Annotated in this window: 14 protein-coding genes; 12 read left to right on the forward strand and 2 right to left on the reverse strand. The window is 54.3% G+C overall.

Translation table 11 applies throughout. The annotated features are described in order from the left end of the window. Nucleotides 1-228 precede the first annotated feature (228 nt). From COO92_RS09345 to COO92_RS09365, 5 genes are all read left to right on the forward strand, one after another. Nucleotides 229-1,314: an ABC transporter ATP-binding protein gene (locus COO92_RS09345; protein ID WP_022732812.1), complete on the forward strand. Its 1,086-nt coding sequence runs from the start codon at nt 229-231 to the stop codon at nt 1,312-1,314. Nucleotides 1,315-1,352: 38 nt separating this feature from the next. After that, nucleotides 1,353-2,669: an ABC transporter substrate-binding protein gene (locus COO92_RS09350; RefSeq protein ID WP_101301584.1), complete on the forward strand. Its 1,317-nt coding sequence runs from the start codon at nt 1,353-1,355 to the stop codon at nt 2,667-2,669. A gap of 138 nt (nt 2,670-2,807) precedes the next feature. Continuing rightward, a complete protein-coding gene (locus COO92_RS09355; protein ID WP_101301586.1) occupies nt 2,808-3,665 on the forward strand; it encodes an ABC transporter permease in 858 nt (285 codons plus the stop codon). A gap of 2 nt (nt 3,666-3,667) precedes the next feature. Then, nucleotides 3,668-4,504, forward strand: coding sequence for an ABC transporter permease (locus tag COO92_RS09360; RefSeq protein ID WP_022732809.1), 837 nt, complete (start codon nt 3,668-3,670; stop codon nt 4,502-4,504). Next, nucleotides 4,501-5,259, forward strand: a complete 759-nt coding sequence (locus COO92_RS09365; protein WP_101301588.1) for an aspartate/glutamate racemase family protein — start codon at nt 4,501-4,503, stop codon at nt 5,257-5,259. Before COO92_RS09360 ends, COO92_RS09365 begins: the two co-directional genes overlap by 4 nt. Nucleotides 5,260-5,270: 11 nt before the next feature. Here the strand turns inward: COO92_RS09365 and COO92_RS09370 are convergent, their stop codons facing one another. Continuing rightward, a complete protein-coding gene (locus COO92_RS09370) occupies nt 5,271-5,942 on the reverse strand; it encodes a FadR/GntR family transcriptional regulator (protein WP_101301589.1) in 672 nt (223 codons plus the stop codon). A gap of 110 nt (nt 5,943-6,052) precedes the next feature. Further along, on the reverse strand, nt 6,053-6,886 hold the full coding sequence (locus COO92_RS09375; RefSeq protein WP_028791615.1) for a sulfite exporter TauE/SafE family protein: 834 nt from the start codon (nt 6,884-6,886) through the stop codon (nt 6,053-6,055). Nucleotides 6,887-7,122: 236 nt separating this feature from the next. Here COO92_RS09375 and COO92_RS09380 point away from each other — a divergent pair, with 236 nt between their 5' ends. The 7 genes from COO92_RS09380 (at nt 7,123) to COO92_RS09410 (ending at nt 16,770) form a co-directional block, all read left to right on the forward strand. Then, nucleotides 7,123-8,067 (forward strand): tripartite tricarboxylate transporter substrate binding protein, encoded by a 945-nt coding sequence (locus COO92_RS09380; RefSeq protein ID WP_101301591.1) that lies wholly within the window; start codon nt 7,123-7,125, stop codon nt 8,065-8,067. After that, nucleotides 8,064-8,615, forward strand: a complete 552-nt coding sequence (locus COO92_RS09385) for a tripartite tricarboxylate transporter TctB family protein (RefSeq protein WP_101301593.1) — start codon at nt 8,064-8,066, stop codon at nt 8,613-8,615. The genes COO92_RS09380 and COO92_RS09385 overlap by 4 nt, the downstream gene beginning before the upstream one ends. Before the next feature lie 15 nt (nt 8,616-8,630). After that, complete coding sequence (locus tag COO92_RS09390) at nt 8,631-10,154, forward strand: tripartite tricarboxylate transporter permease (protein ID WP_101301595.1); 1,524 nt, start codon at nt 8,631-8,633, stop codon at nt 10,152-10,154. Between the two features lie 9 nt (nt 10,155-10,163). Continuing rightward, nucleotides 10,164-11,762 (forward strand): gamma-glutamyltransferase family protein, encoded by a 1,599-nt coding sequence (locus COO92_RS09395; RefSeq protein ID WP_101301597.1) that lies wholly within the window; start codon nt 10,164-10,166, stop codon nt 11,760-11,762. Between the two features lie 337 nt (nt 11,763-12,099). Further along, a complete protein-coding gene (locus COO92_RS09400; RefSeq protein WP_240626386.1) occupies nt 12,100-13,962 on the forward strand; it encodes an OpgD/OpgG family glucan biosynthesis protein in 1,863 nt (620 codons plus the stop codon). Nucleotides 13,963-14,021: 59 nt separating this feature from the next. Continuing rightward, nucleotides 14,022-16,151 (forward strand): glucans biosynthesis glucosyltransferase MdoH, encoded by a 2,130-nt coding sequence (mdoH, locus tag COO92_RS09405; RefSeq protein WP_240626387.1) that lies wholly within the window; start codon nt 14,022-14,024, stop codon nt 16,149-16,151. 139 nt (nt 16,152-16,290) lie between these two features. Next, nucleotides 16,291-16,770 carry a hypothetical protein gene (locus tag COO92_RS09410; RefSeq protein ID WP_101301599.1) on the forward strand — a complete coding sequence of 160 codons (480 nt, stop codon included), beginning with the start codon at nt 16,291-16,293 and terminating at the stop codon, nt 16,768-16,770. The last annotated feature ends 54 nt before the right edge of the window (nt 16,771-16,824 follow it).

Here is a 16,824-nt window from a genome sequence, read left to right on the forward strand (position 1 = left end):
GGTCAGTTTCATCCTTTTCCATATGATTGCATTAATAATCACCAATCAAACCAGAATGCGTAAAAAACGCGCAAATGATGTGCAGAAAACAAGCAGGGCTTCTGCGGTTTGTATGAATGTTTAAGCTGACTCCCGCACAAAACAGCCAATAAGAACAAGTGGCACGCATTTTGCCAGCAATCGACAATAATATTGTTAACAATTTTGCGTGCAGCGACGGGTGAGCGAATGAAGGGCGACGGAGCCATTGAATTGATTGCTGTCAGTAAGTTCTATGGCAGCACACAGGCGGTCAAATCCATTGATCTGCAAATTCCGGCGGGCGCATATTGCTGCTTGATTGGCCCTTCGGGCTGCGGAAAATCGACGACTTTGCGTATGATCGCCGGTCATGAAGTGATTAGCGAAGGCGATCTTTTGATCGGTGATCGCAATGTCACGGAACTGCCGCCGGTCAAACGCGGCACGGCGATGATGTTCCAGAATTATGCACTGTTTCCGCATATGACCTGTGCGGAGAACGTTGCCTTTGGCCTGAAGATGCAGGGTGTTTCAGCACCGGATCGCAAAGAGCGCGCCAAGGAAATGTTGGCGCGCGTTCAGATGGAACAGTTTGCCGACCGCAAACCTGATCAGCTTTCGGGCGGGCAGCAACAGCGTATCGCACTTGCACGGTCCTTGATTACAGAACCCTCGGTCCTTCTGCTTGATGAGCCGCTTTCGGCGCTTGATCCGTTTTTGCGTGCGCGCATGCGTGATGAATTGCGCCGGTTGCAGCAGGAACTTGGCATTACGTTCGTTCATGTCACCCACGCCCAGGACGAGGCCTTGGCCCTGTCGGACATGGTGGTGGTGATGGAAGACGGGATCATTCGCCAGAAAGGCAGCCCGCAGGAAATCTTCAATCAGCCCAAATCGCGGTTCATCGCCAATTTCATGGGCGGTCAAAACATTTTCAAAGGCACGGTTTCGCAATCCAGCCCGGCGGGCACCTTGCTTGCGCGTGGACCTGACAGCTTTTTCCTGCCTGGTTTTGCCGACGGAAAGGCTGGTGAGGAACTTGAATTCACCATTCGCACAGACCTGATCGGTCTGGACGAAAACGCGCCGGAAGATACCGAAAACGGGCAAATCCCTGTCGAAATTACCACGGTCGAGTACCTCGGGCTGTGGGTCAGGATCGTCGCGACGACAAGCGACGGCAAGGAGATAACTCTGATGAAGACCGAAAGTGAATTTCGGCAGGCGCCAGTAAGGCGCCAGGACAAGTTCATCGCCTATTGGAAGCCTGAACACGCACATGTTCTGGCGTAAACGAAAACAAACCAAACAAATTATCAGGAGTGCTTCACATGACGATCGACATCAAAAAATCAGCGAAGAATCTTCTTACCGATACCGGCGTTTCGCGTCGTGGCTTTGTTAAGGGTGCCGCAGTTGCGACCGGTGCGGCCATTGGATCGGGTGCGATTACCGGTTTTCCGACCATCTGGGCGCAAAACATCAAAAATGTAACCCTGCGCCAGTTCGGCACAGGTGTTTCCAACATCAATGCGGTTGCCGATAAGGTCAAAGAAGACCTTGGCTTTACGCTTCAGATGACCGCCCTTGATTCGGACGCGGTCGCCCAGCGCGCAGTGACCCAGCCAAATTCGTTTGATATCGCCGATATCGAATACTGGATTTGTAAAAAGGTTTTCCCGGCCGGCACCATGCAGCCGATGGACACCACCAAGCTTAAAAACTATGACGCGATTTCCAAGCTGTTCATTACCGGTAAACTGACCCCGGATTCTGAAATTGCCCAAGGCACCGCACCGCATAAGGTTGGTTTTGTCGAAGGTCCCGACAGCGTTGATTTTGCATCCGCACCGACCCAGTGGATGACCCTGATCCCGACCATTTACAATGCTGATACCCTTGGTATTCGCCCGGACCTGATCGACCGTCCGATTGACAGCTGGGCTGATCTGCTCGATCCGGCGTTCAAAGGCAAAGCATCGATCCTGAACATCCCGTCGATTGGCATTATGGATGCGGCAATGGTGTGCGAAGCCATGGGTGAAATGACCTATGGCGATAAAGGAAACATGACGCAGGAAGAAATCGACAAGACCATCGCGATCATGATCGAAGCCAAAAATGCCGGTCAGTTCCGTGCGTTCTGGAAAAGCTTCGATGAGTCGGTCAACCTGATGGCGTCGGGCGAAGTTGTTATTCAGTCGATGTGGTCACCGGCAGTTGCGGCCGTGCGTTCCAAAGGCATCGCCTGTAAGTACCAGCCGCTTAAAGAAGGCTACCGCGCATGGGGTGGCGGTATTGGTCTTGCCAAGCACCTTTCGGGTCTCGAACTGGAAGCAGCCTACGAATATATCGACTGGTACCTTTCGGGCTGGGTCGGTGCGTATCTGAACCGTCAGGGCTATTACAGTGCGGCGCCAGAAACTGCGAAAAAGTTCATGTCCGAAGACGAATGGGGCTTCTGGATGGAAGGCAAAGCTGCCGAAGGCGATATCCTCAGCCCAGAAGGCAAGGTTATGGAAAAAGCCGGTGCCGTGCGCGATGGCGGTTCGTACGAAGAGCGTATGGGCTCGGTCGCATGCTGGAACTCTGTCATGGACGAGAACAAGCACATGATCCGCAAGTGGAACGAATTCGTCGCCGCATAATTTGGCGACTGACATTGTCGGGCGCGGTTTATACCGCGCCCGACACCCAATTGGGTTCAGACACTAATTGATTTCAAATGCCAGACTTGATCATTGCTTATTTGACCATTTATTCCGGCAGGCATTCAGGGACAGACCATGGCTTCTGATACGTCCAAACGATCGTCTTATTTTCTGATCACGCCCATGGCGGCGATCTTTGCGGTCTTTCTTGTCATTCCGTTGCTGACCATCGTTGTTGTCAGTTTCTGGGATTATGACGAATACCGAATCCTGCCTGATTTTATTTTAGAAAATTATAGCTACTTGCTCGGATCCTCTGTGACCTGGAGCATCTATCTCAATACCTTGAAATATGCCGCCTTAACGTGGGTGTTTACCCTTCTGATCGGCTTTACGGTGGCCTATTTCCTGGCCTTCCATGTCCGCAGCCTGACGTGGCAGATCGTGCTGTTTATGCTGTGTACCATCCCGTTCTGGACCTCAAACATCATTCGCATGATTTCGTGGATACCGTTTTTGGGGCGCAACGGGCTTTTAAACTCCGCACTGATCAATATGGGCATTGTCGATCAGCCACTTGAGTTCCTTTTGTTTTCCGATTTCGCAGTCGTGTTGGCAGATGTGCATCTCTATACCCTGTTCATGGTGGTACCGATTTTCAATTCGATGATGCGAATTGACCGGTCGTTGATCGAGGCGGCCCGCGATGCCGGGGCCAGCGGGTTTGAAACCTTAAAATCAGTGATCGTACCGCTGTCCAAACCGGGCATTGCCATCGGATCGATTTTTGTCATCACGGTGGTGATGGGGGACTTCATCACGGTGCGTTTGATGAGTGGCGGGCAAAGTGCATCGGTTGGTTTGCAGATTTCCAATGAAATCGGGCTGTTGCAATACCCGGCCGCCGCAGCCAGTGCGGTGGTACTGTTGATTACGGTTCTGTTGATCGTGACCGGATTGTTGCGGTTGGTTGATATCAGGAAGGAGCTGTAATCATGGCAATGTCGCGCAAGACCCGTGAACGGCGTCCGACGAGTTTTTACTTCCTTGCCGCGTTTTTTACCCTGTTTGTCCTGTTTCTCTATGGGCCGATGCTGACGATCTTTATCCTGTCGTTTCAGGGCGTGAATGGTGGTTTGACCTTCCCGATGAACGGATTTTCGTTCCACTGGTTTGGCAATCTGTTTGAACGTCAGGCGGTCGGTGATTTTGGCGGGTCGTTTTTACGGTCCCTTAAGCTTGGCCTGATTGTCATGGTGGTCACCGTGGTTGTGTCCTTTATGGCCGGTCTGGCATTCCGCCGCCGGTTTAAGGGCGACAGTATTGTGTTCTATCTGGCGATTGCCAGCTTGATCGTGCCCTCGATCCTGATTTCGCTGGGGATTGGCTTGCTGTTCAACATCATCGAATGGCAACCACAATGGTTCACATCCGCCCTTGGCGCGCATCTGACATGGACCTTCCCGTTCGGGCTTTTGATCATGTTTGCCGTGTTTAACCGGTTTGATCCGTCATACGAGGAAGCCGCACGTGATTTGGGGGCGAGTAACTGGCAAACCATTCAATATGTTGTCTTGCCGATGGTCGGGCCGAGTTTGATCGGGGTGGCGATGTTTTCCTTTACCCTGTCTTACGATGAATTTGCCCGCACTTTGATGACGGCAGGCGCGCTTAATACCCTGCCGCTTGAGATTTATGGCATGACCACCAATGTCACGACGCCGGTTCTGTATGCGCTGGGCACGGTGACCACCGGGTTCTCGTTCCTGGTGATCGCACTTGCCCTTGGATCGGTGGCGATCCTAAGAATGCGCAAAGGGCAAAAAGCATGAGTAAGATCGCGGTTATCAATCCCAACCTTTCAGAGGGGTTCACCCGAAAGGTTGGCGATCAGGCACGCAGCATTGTTGGCGTGAATACTGATATCATCGCGCTTAATCCGCAATTTGGCCCGGCCAGCATCGAAGGATATTACGACGAGGCCTTTGCCAGTGTCGGATTGTTGTCAGTCATTCGCGACCTTGAAGCCGCACCCGATCATGCGGCCAATCCGATTGGCGGGTATGTGGTTGCCTGTTTTGACGATACCGGGGTTGATGCGGCACGCTGTTTGACCAGCGCACCAGTTTTGGGCCTGTGCGAAGGGGCGCTTCGCATGGCCGCCGCCGTGGCATCGCGTTTTGCCATTGTCACCCCGATGCCGGTATCAGTCCGTCCGCTTGAACATCTGGTCGCGAAATACGGCGCGGCATCGCAATGTGTTGTCCGTGCGGCGGGTGTCCGAACGCTTGATTTCGAAGGCGATGGGGCAGACGCGGCCTATCACGCGCTTAAGAAACAGGCAAAAGTCAGCCTGACAGAAGACCGGTCAGAAGCCATCGTTCTGGGGTGTGCGGGCATGACCGATATTGCCGATCGTCTGCATGCAGACCTTGGGGTTCCGGTAATTGACGGGGTCAGCGCGGCAGTCAAGATGATTGAGGCCATGGCGATGCTGGGTCTTCGCACAAGCAAGGTCGGGGCTTATGCCAGCCCGCCGCTTAAGACGTATCACGGGATGTTTGCCGGTTTCGCCCCGCAAGGTTGAGCAACGAGCGCTCAGCTTTGTTTTAGGGCCTGTTCGACCTGTGCCAGATGGCGGCGCATGGCGTCTTCGGCGCGTTTGGGGTCGCGCTGTTCAATCGCATCGACAATTTCACGGTGTTGCGCACTTAGGTCGTTGATCAGGCTGCCGGAATGGCTGCTTTCGCGCATGCGGGCCCATGCCGCATCGCGGCGCACGGCGTTGACGGCCTCAAACACCGCCAGAAACAGGGTGTTTTTAACCGATTCCGCCAGTTTCTGGTGAAAGGCCGCATCCCATTTTTCATATTCGCCCTGTGTGGTCGCGCGGGCCGCATTTTCGACCATGGTGCGCATGGCATCGATATCGCCCTGTGACGCACGAAGGGCGGCAAAGCGGGCCATGGACGGTTCGATTTCCTGACGGACTTCCATGATTTCGAACGGGCTGGTTTTGGTGGCGATGCCTTCAAGCTTGCGCAGGCGCGGGGTCGGCGGGGTGCCAACAAAGGTTCCTTGTCCTTGACGGCGCCAGATCAGGCCTTCGGCCTCAAGCAAGTCAAATGCCTTGCGAAGGGCGCGGCGGCCAACATCAAGTTGCTCGGCAAGGTGACGTTCTGCAATGACGCGCCCGTCTTTGACGAAGCTGCCGTCGGTGAAGCCTGCTTTGAGTTTCTCGGCCAGTCCCTGTGTCGCGATATCATGCATTGTCGTTATTCTTTTTATGGCGATCCCTATTCCGAACCAATCCGCACCCATTTTTTGCGGTGTCATTTCCCAGAGGACTGGTTCGGCTTTGACGTTTGTCTGAACTGATATCAGTTAATCAGATCATAGAACATCCGCAATGATGTCACAGCCAGAAACAGGCCAAAACACATGCGCAATGCCCGGCGTGGAATGGTGTGAGCAATGCGTGCGCCAATTGGTGCACAGAGCACGGTCATCGGGATCAAAAGGGCGGCTGCCAGAACATTGACATAGCCGATTGAGAATGGTGGGCGCCCGTCAACACCAATGCCCGACATGGCATAGCCAATCGTGCCGGGGATGGCGATGATCAAACCGATGGCCGCAGACGTGCCAACCGCGCGGCGGATGTCATAGCCAAGGAAATTCAGCACCGGCACACAAATCGTGCCGCCGCCAATCCCCATCATGGCCGACAGGCTACCGGCAATCACACCCAGCACGGCCCAGACTGACTTCGGTGGATTTTTGGCCTCATCCGTTTCGCGGTCCTTGACCAGGATCATGTTGGCGGCCACCAGAAGGGCAACAACGGCAAACACAATTGTTAGAACCCGACCATCGGCAAGGCCGCCAATGGCGGTCCCAATGATCACACCAACGATAATGGCCGGTCCCCAGTGTTTCAGAAGGGCCGTATCAACCGACCCCTTCTTGTAATGGCTTCGGGTGGATGAGATGGCGGTGGCGATGATTGTGGTCAGCGAGGTGGCGACCGCGACCTGCATACGCAGCGACTCGTCGACCCCCATGGTGGTCAAAAAGTGATAGAGCACCGGCACAATAACAATGCCGCCGCCCACACCGAGAAGCCCGGCCATGATCCCACCGACAACGCCGGCAAACAGCATGGCAGCGCCCCAAACCAGATAGAGGCTCATGGTGCCTTCAATTTCAATCATCTCAAACCAATCCAAACCAATTTTGCGATTACATCTGTATAGGTACTAACGCCAGTGGTTACAGATTGGCAATAAATTTGCGCAACAATACGTGAAATATCGCGAAAAATACGCATAAATGCGTTTTTAGGCTTGCGGATACAATATTCAGATGACAACAATATGCCGACAAAATGACGGAACCAAAATTTAATTGGTTTTGATTGATTCGAATAACTCATCAGGAGGCACTTACCATGTTCCGCAAGATTGCCGTTGCCGCCGGTTTGATGGCTGCTGCCATTGCCGGCCCGGCGCAGGCGCAAGACTATCCGACGAAACCAATTGAATTCATCGTCCCATGGGGCCCGGGTGGCGGCAGTGATACGCAGATGCGTCTTGTTGCACAGGGTCTTGCCGAAGAAACCGGTCAGGCAGTTCCTGTGATCAACATGCCCGGCGTTGGCGGCAATGTTGGTTTGGCAGAATTCGCCAAACGTCCGGCAGATGGTTATACGATTTCGCAGATCCACGAAGGCCTTCTGATCTCAAACGGGACCGGCATTACGGACCTGAACTGGGACAGCTTCATGCCGATCGCGCTGGTGACCTCGTCGCCGCAGTATCTGACGCTGTCAAAGAACGACAATTTCTCGACCTTTGAAGAAATGGTTGCCTATGCCAAGGATCATCCGGGTGCCGTCCGTGCGGGTGTGACCCTTGCCGGTGTGCCGCATTTGCACATGGCCATGATCGAAGATGCTTTTGGCATTCAGTTTTCCTATGTCGGGTATGAAGGTACCGGTCAGCGCATCCGTGCACTGGTTGGTGGCAACATCGACGTTGCCATCGGTGACGTTTCATCGGCGGGTCAGTTTGTTGAAAATGGCGATTTGATCTTTGCCGCTGTTGGCATGCCAGAACGTACCGCCGAAGAGCCTGATGTTCGGACCTTCAAGGAACTTGGTCAGGATCTTGATCTTGCTGTGACCCGTGGTGTCGTTCTTCCGAAAGGCACGCCGCAGGACGTTGCAGATGCGCTTGAAGCACATCTGGAAAAAGTCATGCAGAACGAAGACGTCCGGACCAAAATCAAAAATGTTGGTTCCGAGCCGGTCTTCCTTGGTCAGGACGCATATAAAGCCTATCTCGGCAAACTGTCTGACACTGTTAACCGTCTGGTTGGCAAGCTCGCAGGATGACGAACGGGGCTGAGAAATCAGCAGCAGCGGGTGCAGATGCATCCGCTGCTTCTCGTGCAAGGGCAGAATTCGCACGGCTGATTTCATACATCGTATTTGGTTTGGGGTCGGTTTATCTGTCCATCCGGGCGAGTGCGTTGCCGACATCACGCTGGGAACCACTTGGCGCGGGGTCGTTCCCCAAGCTGGTTTTTGCCGTTCTGGCGGTCTTGTGCCTGATTTCGGCAGTTCGGACCGTCATTGATCTTCGCAAGACCGGTCACCTAAGTGGTCTTGGGGAGGCTTTGGCGGAATGGCTCAAGGTGCGCCGGTTTGCCTTTGCGCTGTTTGGCTTGCTGGTGATCTATCTTGGTGTATTGCCCTATGCCGGGTTTTCGCTGGCGACCTTTGCCTTTCTGCTGATCACGCAGCTTATGATCGCAGGTATTTCGAAAAAGACCGTCATTCAGTCCCTGATCGCCGCCCTGATTTTCTCGGTTGGCTTGAATCTGCTGTTTGCCGAAGTCTTTAACGTGTTTCTCCCGCGCGGCGTGCTGTTCGCGGGCTAACAGAAGTTTACGATCATGTTGGATGCATTTCTTGCCGGTGCCCATCAGGTTTTCGCATTCGATACCCTGATTTATATGCTGATTGGTTCCGTTGCCGGGATCGTTGCGGCGGCCATTCCGGGCTTTACGGTTACGATGGCAATCATTCTGACCTTGCCGCTGACCTTTGCCATGGATCCGTTGCAGGGCGTTTCGGTGATGCTGTCGGTCTATGTCGGTGGCTATACCGGCGGTTTGATCAGTGCGGCCCTTTTGGGGATTCCCGGAACACCAAGTTCGGTTGCCACCACCTTTGACGCCTATCCGATGGCGCGTGGCGGGGAACCGGGGCGTGCGCTTTCGCTGGGTGTCTGGTCATCGTTCTTTGGCACGATCATTTCGACCATCATTCTGATTGTTGCCGCACCGCCATTGGCCCTGATCGCGGTTAAACTTGGTCCTTGGGAATATTTCTCGTTGATCGTGTTTGCGCTGACGATTGTTGCATCGCTTGTCGGTAATTCACTGATGCGTGGCTTGATTGCCGGTGTGATTGGCCTTGGTTTGGCAACCGTTGGGCCCGATCCGATGATGGGACGTCCGCGTTTGACGTTTGACTCGGACATTCTGATGCCGGGCCTGCCGTTTCTGATTGTCTTGATCGGCATCTTTGCCATCAGCCAGCTGATGGGGGAAGTCGAAGATGATGGCAAATCAGAAACCAAGGGGGCGTTGATCCCCGATGTGATCGAATTCAAGACCTGGGCCGTGATGCGCGAAGTTCTGATGCATCCGGTAAACCTTATTCGGTCCTCCCTGATTGGGGTGTTTATTGGGGCACTTCCCGGTGCCGGTGGCTCGATTGCCAACCTTCTGGCCTATGATCAGGCCAAGCGCAGCTCCAAAACCCCGGAAGAATTCGGCAAGGGTACGCCAGATGGTGTGATCGCGTCGGAAGCCGGGAACTCTGCGACCGCAGGCGGTGGCCTGATCCCGATGATTGCATTGGGCATTCCCGGATCGGCGGTTGATGCGATCCTGATGGCGGCCCTGATGGTGCATGGCATTTCGGTTGGCCCGCGCCTGATCATGGATAATGCCGATCTGGCCTATGGTATGTTCATTGCCATGATTGTGGCGTCATTGATGATGCTGGTGGTCTGTGTGCTGTCGATGCGTCTGTTCCTGCGCGTGACCGACATTCCCAAGCAGTTCATCGTGCCGACCGTGATGATTTGCTGTGTGATCGGGGCGTTTGCGCTCAATAACCGTGTGACGGACCTGTATCTGCTTGGTGCGATTGGTCTGGTTGGCTATGGGCTTAAATCGCTTGATTACCCGCTGGCACCTTTGGTGCTGGGCGTGATTTTGGGACCGATTGCCGAAACCAACCTGCGCCGTGCCTTGATGAGTGAAGGCGACTGGACGGTGTTCTTTACCCGTCCGATTTCGGCGGTATTACTGGCCGCAGCCTTGCTGTCTGTCATTTTCAGCATCCGGTCTGTTTTGAAGATGCGTAAGAAAAACCGCGCTGTCACCGATGAACAAGACGGCGATTAGGAGACTCCAATGAAACTTCGTCATGACGCGCTTTATGCCTCACGCCGGTCACCGGTTTTGGCGCGCAACATCGTTTCCACGTCCCAGCCACTGGCCGCACAGGCCGGTTTGCGCATGTTGCTTGCCGGGGGCAATGCGGCGGATGCGGCGCTGGCATCGGCCATTGCACTGACCGTGGTGGAACCGACCGGCAATGGTCTGGGATCGGACGCCTATGCGATTATTTGGGATGGCAAAGAACTGCATGGGTTGAATGCATCTGGCCGTGCGCCCGGAGCATGGACCCCGGAACGGTTTGCCGAGGCTGATAAAATGCCACAGCGCGGTTGGGAATCGGTGACAACGCCGGGTGCGGTTTCCGCATGGCGCGAAATTTCCGATAAATTTGGCAAACTGCCGTTTGAAAAACTGTTCGAACCGGCTGTTGAATATGCATCGCGTGGCTTTGCGGTTTCCCCGATCATTGCGACCTTGTGGGAAAAAGGCGGTCAGACGCTGGGCAAGCAGCCCGGTTTTGCCGAGGCGTTCCTGTCCGGTGGCAAGGCGCCAAAGGCCGGTGAGTTGTTTGTCAACAAGGCCGCCGCTGATAGCCTGATTGATATTGCCCAGACCAAGGGCGAAAGCTTTTACCGGGGTAAACTGGCGGACAAAATCGCCGCCTTTGCCAAGGAAAATGGGGCAGCCCTTTCCGAAGACGACCTTGCCAATCACAAGGCCGACTGGGTTGGCACAATCTCGCAAAGCTTTGGCAAGGTGAAGCTGCATGAAATCCCGCCAAACGGGCAGGGGATTTCGGCCCTGATTGCCTTGGGCATTCTGCGCCACACCAATATTTCTGATTATGAGCCCGACTCGGTCGAGGCGCTGCATCTTGAGATTGAGGCGATGAAACTGGCGTTTGCCGATATGCGCGCCTATGTCGCCGATCTGGATTACATGACCGATGTGACGGTCGAACATCTTTTGTCTGATGAGTATCTGAAATCGCGGGCCGCACTGATTGATACGAACACAGCACAGGATTTCAAGGCCGGTGCGCCCAAGCATGGCGGGACTGTCTATGTCACCGCGGCCGATGAAAACGGCATGATGGTGTCGTTTATTCAGTCGAACTATATGGGCTTTGGTTCAGGCGTTGTGGTGCCGGGCACGTCGATCAGCCTGCAAAACCGCGGTCATGGCTTTAGCCTGACACCGGGCCATCCCAACCATGTTGCGGGCGGAAAACGTCCGTTCCAGACGATCATTCCGGCGTTCCTGATGGGCGATGACGGCAATCCGGTGATGAGCTTTGGCGTCATGGGCGGCCCGATGCAGTCACAAGGCCATTTGCAAATGACCCTGCGCACCCAGCTTTGGGGGCAGGACCCGCAAACGGCTGTTGATGCACCGCGCTGGCAGGCGCTTTCGGGGCTTGAAGTTGCGGTTGAGGCATCGCTTGGTGCAGACGTCATTGACGGGTTGAAAGCCAAGGGCCACGCCATTGCGGTTGAGACACCAGACAGCACCAATTTTGGATTTGGGGGCGCACAATTGATCGCCAAAACCGATGTTGGCTATGTCGCGGGGTCTGATCCGCGCAAGGATGGCTGTGCGGTTGGCTATTGATTAAGAGGTCTTTCAGATCGGCATTCGCAGTCATCTGAAGTCCGGGTCGGCCCTGAAATGGGCCGACCCTTTTTTATGGACGGCATAAATGCACAGCCTGCCATTTAAAGTCACGGTTCTGTCAAGGCGGAAATCCCCGCATTTCAGGACCATAGCCCATGCAAAAATGCCGCTTTGCGTATAGGGTGGATGGGCGTAATTCAGATCATACGTGTAGGGTGTGTTATGGGAGACTGCGAATTCTTTCCCTTATCGCGACACATTCCTGCCTCGTTTTTTGCGCACAAACACAATCAGGATTCCAAAGAAGTCCATTGGTTGGGTAACTCAAACGAGAATGATGCAAAACAGTCAACGGCGTTCAGCGCTGAGCTTGAAACATGTCCTTCTGGTTGCATTTGCAGCCGGATCCATTGTGCTGGGCACATCACATACGGCTTTGGCGCAGGATAGCAAACCTGCGGCGGCGTCGCAGGGTGATGCCGTGGTGCCGGCAAAGCCGAAGCCCGGTGCGGCAGCGGTTGCAACGCCTGTGGCAGACGAAACAACGCCTGTGGCAGACGAAGCAACGCCTGTGGCAGACGAAGCAACGCCTGTGGCAGATGAGGCTGCGCCATCGGGCGCGGACGTCGTCCCGGTGCAAGATCCGGAAAATGAACCCGCTCCGCAAAACGACACAACGGCGCGCCCAACTGACGCAACACCCCCGGCTGCTGTTGATCAGGACAAGCCGGTTACGTCTGTTCCGGTGGCATTTGATCCGAAAATGGTGATTGATCGTGCCCGTGCGCTGGCGGCAAAGCCGTTTGAGGATCCGCATCGTGATTTGCCCGACGCCTTGGCCAATCTGAGTGCGGAAGAATACGACCAGATCAGGTTCAAGTCACAAAGGGCGTTTTTCAGTCAGGCAAATTCCGGCTTCTCGCTTGAGCTGTTCCATCCGGGCAACATGTATGACGTGCCGATTGCGATCAATCTTGTACGCGATGGCAATTTGCAGGTTGTGCCCTATTCCGCCGGGCTGTTTGATTTTGGCGAGGCCGGATTGTCGGGGAATGATTTTTCGACACAGGGCTATGCCGGGTTCCGGCTGCGCTATCCGTTGTCCGATGTCACCAGCAACGATGAACTGGCGCGGTTTTTAGGCGCGTCTTATTTCCGTTTGCAGGGCGAAGGCCAGTCGATTGGTCAGATGGCACGTGGGTTGGCGCTTGATCTGGCCGGTCCAACCGGCGAAGAAGTGCCAGTATTTCGTGAATTCTGGATTGTGGCGCCCAAAAAAGGCGAACGCAAAATCACGGTTTACGCGCTGCTTGATAGTGCGCGCGTCACCGGGGCCTATCGGTTTGACATCATACCGGGTGCGGACAGCAAAGCCGATATTCGTGCCAATCTGTTTTTCCGCGAAGGCATTGAGAAGGTCGGCCTTGCGCCATTGAATGGCATGTTCCTATTTGGCGAACAGCGTCGCCGCACCTTTGAAGATTATCGCGGCGAAGTGCATTCAAGCGATGGTCTTTTGATCAATAATGGTCATGGTGAATGGCTGTGGCGGCCACTTGATAACCCGGTCAACTTGCAGATCAGTTCGTTCCTTGACGAAAACCCGCGCGGGTTTGGATTGTTGCAGCGTGACCGCGATTTTGACCATTATCAGGACCTTGATCGTCGTTTCGATCAGCAACCCGGCTATTGGGTGACGCCCAAGGGCAACTGGGGCAAGGGTCATGTCGAACTGGTTGAAATCCCGATCCCAAGCGAAAGCAACGACAATATCGTTGCCTATTGGGTGCCGGAAACCAAACCCGTGGCAGGCGGTGAAATGCAGATCGAATACAGCATTACCGCAACCCGTGACGGTGATGATCTGCACCAGATGGCACAGGCGACAGATACCCGGATCATGCGGATTGCACCACAAGGCGATGATGAGCCGGCCAAAACCCGGTTCGTTCTGAACTTTGCTGGTGGTGATCTTGACTATTTCACTAAAAATATCGCTAAGATGAAGGCAAACGTCAGTGCAGCCCATGGCACGGTTGAAAACATCCGCCTGATGGCCGATCCGGAAAACGGCGGGGTCAGGGTGATATTTGATCTGCTGCGTGACGGCGATGTTGCCAGCAGCGATTTGCGTGCGTTCCTTTTGTATGACGAACAGGTCCTAAGTGAAACCTGGACGATGCCGTGGGTCTTTTGACCCGGTTTTCAGAACCGTCCATCAGACCGCTGATCACAGACATATTCAGGTAGCCCCAAATGAACCGGATTTCTGATCCACAGAACGACCCGACGCCCGATCATCCGAAAGGCAGTCCAGACGATGCGGTCGCCTATGACCCGGCCGTCAGACTGCGCGGGCCGGGTGTTGGGGCACGGCGTTTCTTTCTGTTTGGCGCATCGCTTGCCGCAACGGTCTATGCCGCGTGGCTGATGGCCGATGTCTTGGGGGCGGACCAGTTGACCATCATGGAAATGGTGGTGGTTGCGTTCTTTAGCATCAACTTCGCCTGGATTTCACTGTCGTTCTTTACCGGTATTGTCGGGTTGATCCTGCGCGGGTTGAAGCTTGATGCGATTACGCTCAAACGTCTTAAACCCATTGCACGCAAAGGGCCGCTGCGATCCAAGAACGTCGTTGTGATCCCGGTGTATAACGAGGACCCCAACCGCGTGTTCGCAGGCCTTCGCGCAAGTTATGAAAGCCTGGCGGCCACGGGCGAAATAGATGCGTTTGATTTCTTTGTTCTGTCTGACACGCGCGATCCCGATATCTGGATTGCCGAAGAAATGGCATGGGCAAAGGCCTGTACCGATCTGAATGCACGCGGCAAGATCTTTTTCCGCAGACGGGCCGAAAACACCGAACGAAAATCGGGCAACCTTAAGGAATTCTGTGAGACCTATGCGGCCAATTACGATCATATGATCGTGTTTGACGCCGATAGTGTGATGTCAGGCGATGCCATGGTCAACATGGCCTATCTGATGGAAAACAACCCGGATGCCGGGATTGTCCAAAGTCCGCCGCAGCCGACCGGCCGTCAGACGCTGTTTGCCCGCATCTTGCAATTTATCTCGCGCGTCCACGGCCCGACCATGTCGGCGGGTCTGTCATTCTGGTGCATGGGCAGTTCGAACTATTGGGGCCATAACGCGATCATTCGGGTTAAGGCATTCATTGAATGCTGCGGGCTTCCGGTTCTGTCGGGCAAGCCCCCAATGGGCGGTCATATCCTGAGCCACGATTTCGTCGAGGCAGCCTTTATGCGCAAAGCTGGCTGGCGGTGCTGGTTGATCCCGCAACTTGAAGGCAGTTGGGAAGAATTGCCGCCCAATCTGATTGATTTTGCCATTCGTGACCGTCGTTGGTGTCAGGGCAATATGCAACACGCCCGCCTGATGGTGGCCGATGGGTTTAAACCGCTGAGCCGACTTCATTTCTTTATGGGGGTGATGAGCTTTGCCTCGTCGCCGCTCTGGTTGTTGCTGTTGTTAAGCTCGACCATTGCCACACTGCAAAATACGCAGCTGACCTATAGCTTCTTCCCCGGACATTTCACGATGTTCCCGCAATGGCCGGTGGACCGGTCGTTTGAAATGCTGGTCCTTTTGATCTTTACCATCGGCATGCTGGTGCTGCCCAAGATCATCTCGATCCTGATGGTGTGTCTTGGTCGGGATCGCAAGCAGTATGGCGGGGTAATGGTGCTCATGAGTGGCCTGCTGGAAACGCTGTATTCCGCGTTGCAGGCGCCGATCATGATGATGTTGCATGCGCAATTTGTGTTTTCGGTTCTGACCGGCAATCAGGTTGGCTGGGATGCGCAGGAACGCGACGATGCCGGTGTGCCATTTCGTGCCGCCCTTAAAACCCATCGCACGATCATTGTGATCGGGCTGATTTGGGGGGCGATTGCCGTTTTTGTTGATACGGCATTCTTCTGGTGGCTCTCGCCGATTTTGGCCGGTTTGGTTTTATCGCCGTGGTTAACGCATTATTCCAGCAATCTTGCCATTGGCAAGGCCGCACGCCGGATGAAGCTTTTTGTCACACCTGAAGAATATGACAGCCCCGAAGAACTGCGCGCCCTTGAACGGATCACGGCTGAAAATGGTGGCGGTGGTGACGTGAAGGACGGGCTTTTGCGCCTGATCGAAGATCCGTATGCCAATGCGCTGCATTCGGCATTGCTTCCCGCGCGTAAACCGGATGCCCGCACCGCGATTGAGATTGGCATTATTTATGAAAAACTGGCACGTCTTGGCATTGAAAGCCTGACGCGCGATGAAAAGCTGCTGATCTTGTCCTGGCCGGTCAAGCCGCTGGATCAGATCATGGCGGGACGGGATGCGTCCGCGGAAAAATCCCCGGACGTTCTGTCGTAAGATATTGTTTTAAAACAATACATATCGCCACAAAAACGCCCAGATTTGAGCAAAATATCCCGACTTTTTAAGGTGAATATCATTCTTAACGAACAGTTAATCACCGATGACTGCTTAAGCTTCTTAGGGGCCAAAAAAAATGACTGATCTGACCATTGCATCACAGGGCTTTTCTTACGCTTCTTTTGAATCGGCGGCGATGACGCGCCTGATCGAAGATACAGCACATGCTTGGCTGCGGTCTTTTGGTTTGACCAATGCATCCGCCAAGCAGCGCTTGGTCACAGCACTGCGCGATGCGCTTGCGCAAGACAGCTTTGCGGCAAATGACCGGACAAACATGCAGGACCTTCTGGATCAAGCCGCACATGACACGATTGGTGGCTGGTTTGCACAGGTAACCGGTCAGCATGATTGCTATGGTTCGGGAAAATTCTCGATGCTGCGCTGTGCCTTTTTGTCGGCCAATCGCGACGGCATCTGGTCAGAGCATTTTCTTGATCAGACTCGCACCCATCATGATCTGGCGATTGCGTTGTCGGTTCAGATGATGTTGCCGACACCAAGTTTGAAATCATGTGAAATGCCGCGCCAGACACTTGAGCGCCGCGCTTCCTGATACAGAACGTATCCTTCGCTCTTTTGCTTTTTCATCTTAACCCTCAACGTTGAT

The sequence above is a fragment of the Thalassospira lohafexi genome, from assembly GCF_002844275.1.
Lineage (GTDB): Bacteria > Pseudomonadota > Alphaproteobacteria > Rhodospirillales > Thalassospiraceae > Thalassospira > Thalassospira lohafexi.

Bases quoted from the DNA above. Each gene is read 5' to 3' on its own strand.
- COO92_RS09375 (WP_028791615.1), bottom strand. From the start codon at position 6,886: ATGATTGAAATTGAAGGCACCATGAGCCTCTATCTGGTTTGGGGCGCT.
- COO92_RS09350 (WP_101301584.1), top strand. From the start codon at position 1,353: ATGACGATCGACATCAAAAAATCAGCGAAGAATCTTCTTACCGATACC.
- COO92_RS09345 (WP_022732812.1), top strand. From the start codon at position 229: ATGAAGGGCGACGGAGCCATTGAATTGATTGCTGTCAGTAAGTTCTAT.
- COO92_RS09400 (WP_240626386.1), top strand. From the start codon at position 12,100: ATGATGCAAAACAGTCAACGGCGTTCAGCGCTGAGCTTGAAACATGTC.
- COO92_RS09380 (WP_101301591.1), top strand. From the start codon at position 7,123: ATGTTCCGCAAGATTGCCGTTGCCGCCGGTTTGATGGCTGCTGCCATT.
- COO92_RS09385 (WP_101301593.1), top strand. From the start codon at position 8,064: ATGACGAACGGGGCTGAGAAATCAGCAGCAGCGGGTGCAGATGCATCC.
- COO92_RS09390 (WP_101301595.1), top strand. From the start codon at position 8,631: ATGTTGGATGCATTTCTTGCCGGTGCCCATCAGGTTTTCGCATTCGAT.
- COO92_RS09365 (WP_101301588.1), top strand. From the start codon at position 4,501: ATGAGTAAGATCGCGGTTATCAATCCCAACCTTTCAGAGGGGTTCACC.
- COO92_RS09360 (WP_022732809.1), top strand. From the start codon at position 3,668: ATGGCAATGTCGCGCAAGACCCGTGAACGGCGTCCGACGAGTTTTTAC.
- COO92_RS09370 (WP_101301589.1), bottom strand. From the start codon at position 5,942: ATGCATGATATCGCGACACAGGGACTGGCCGAGAAACTCAAAGCAGGC.
- COO92_RS09410 (WP_101301599.1), top strand. From the start codon at position 16,291: ATGACTGATCTGACCATTGCATCACAGGGCTTTTCTTACGCTTCTTTT.
- COO92_RS09395 (WP_101301597.1), top strand. From the start codon at position 10,164: ATGAAACTTCGTCATGACGCGCTTTATGCCTCACGCCGGTCACCGGTT.
- mdoH (WP_240626387.1), top strand. From the start codon at position 14,022: ATGAACCGGATTTCTGATCCACAGAACGACCCGACGCCCGATCATCCG.
- COO92_RS09355 (WP_101301586.1), top strand. From the start codon at position 2,808: ATGGCTTCTGATACGTCCAAACGATCGTCTTATTTTCTGATCACGCCC.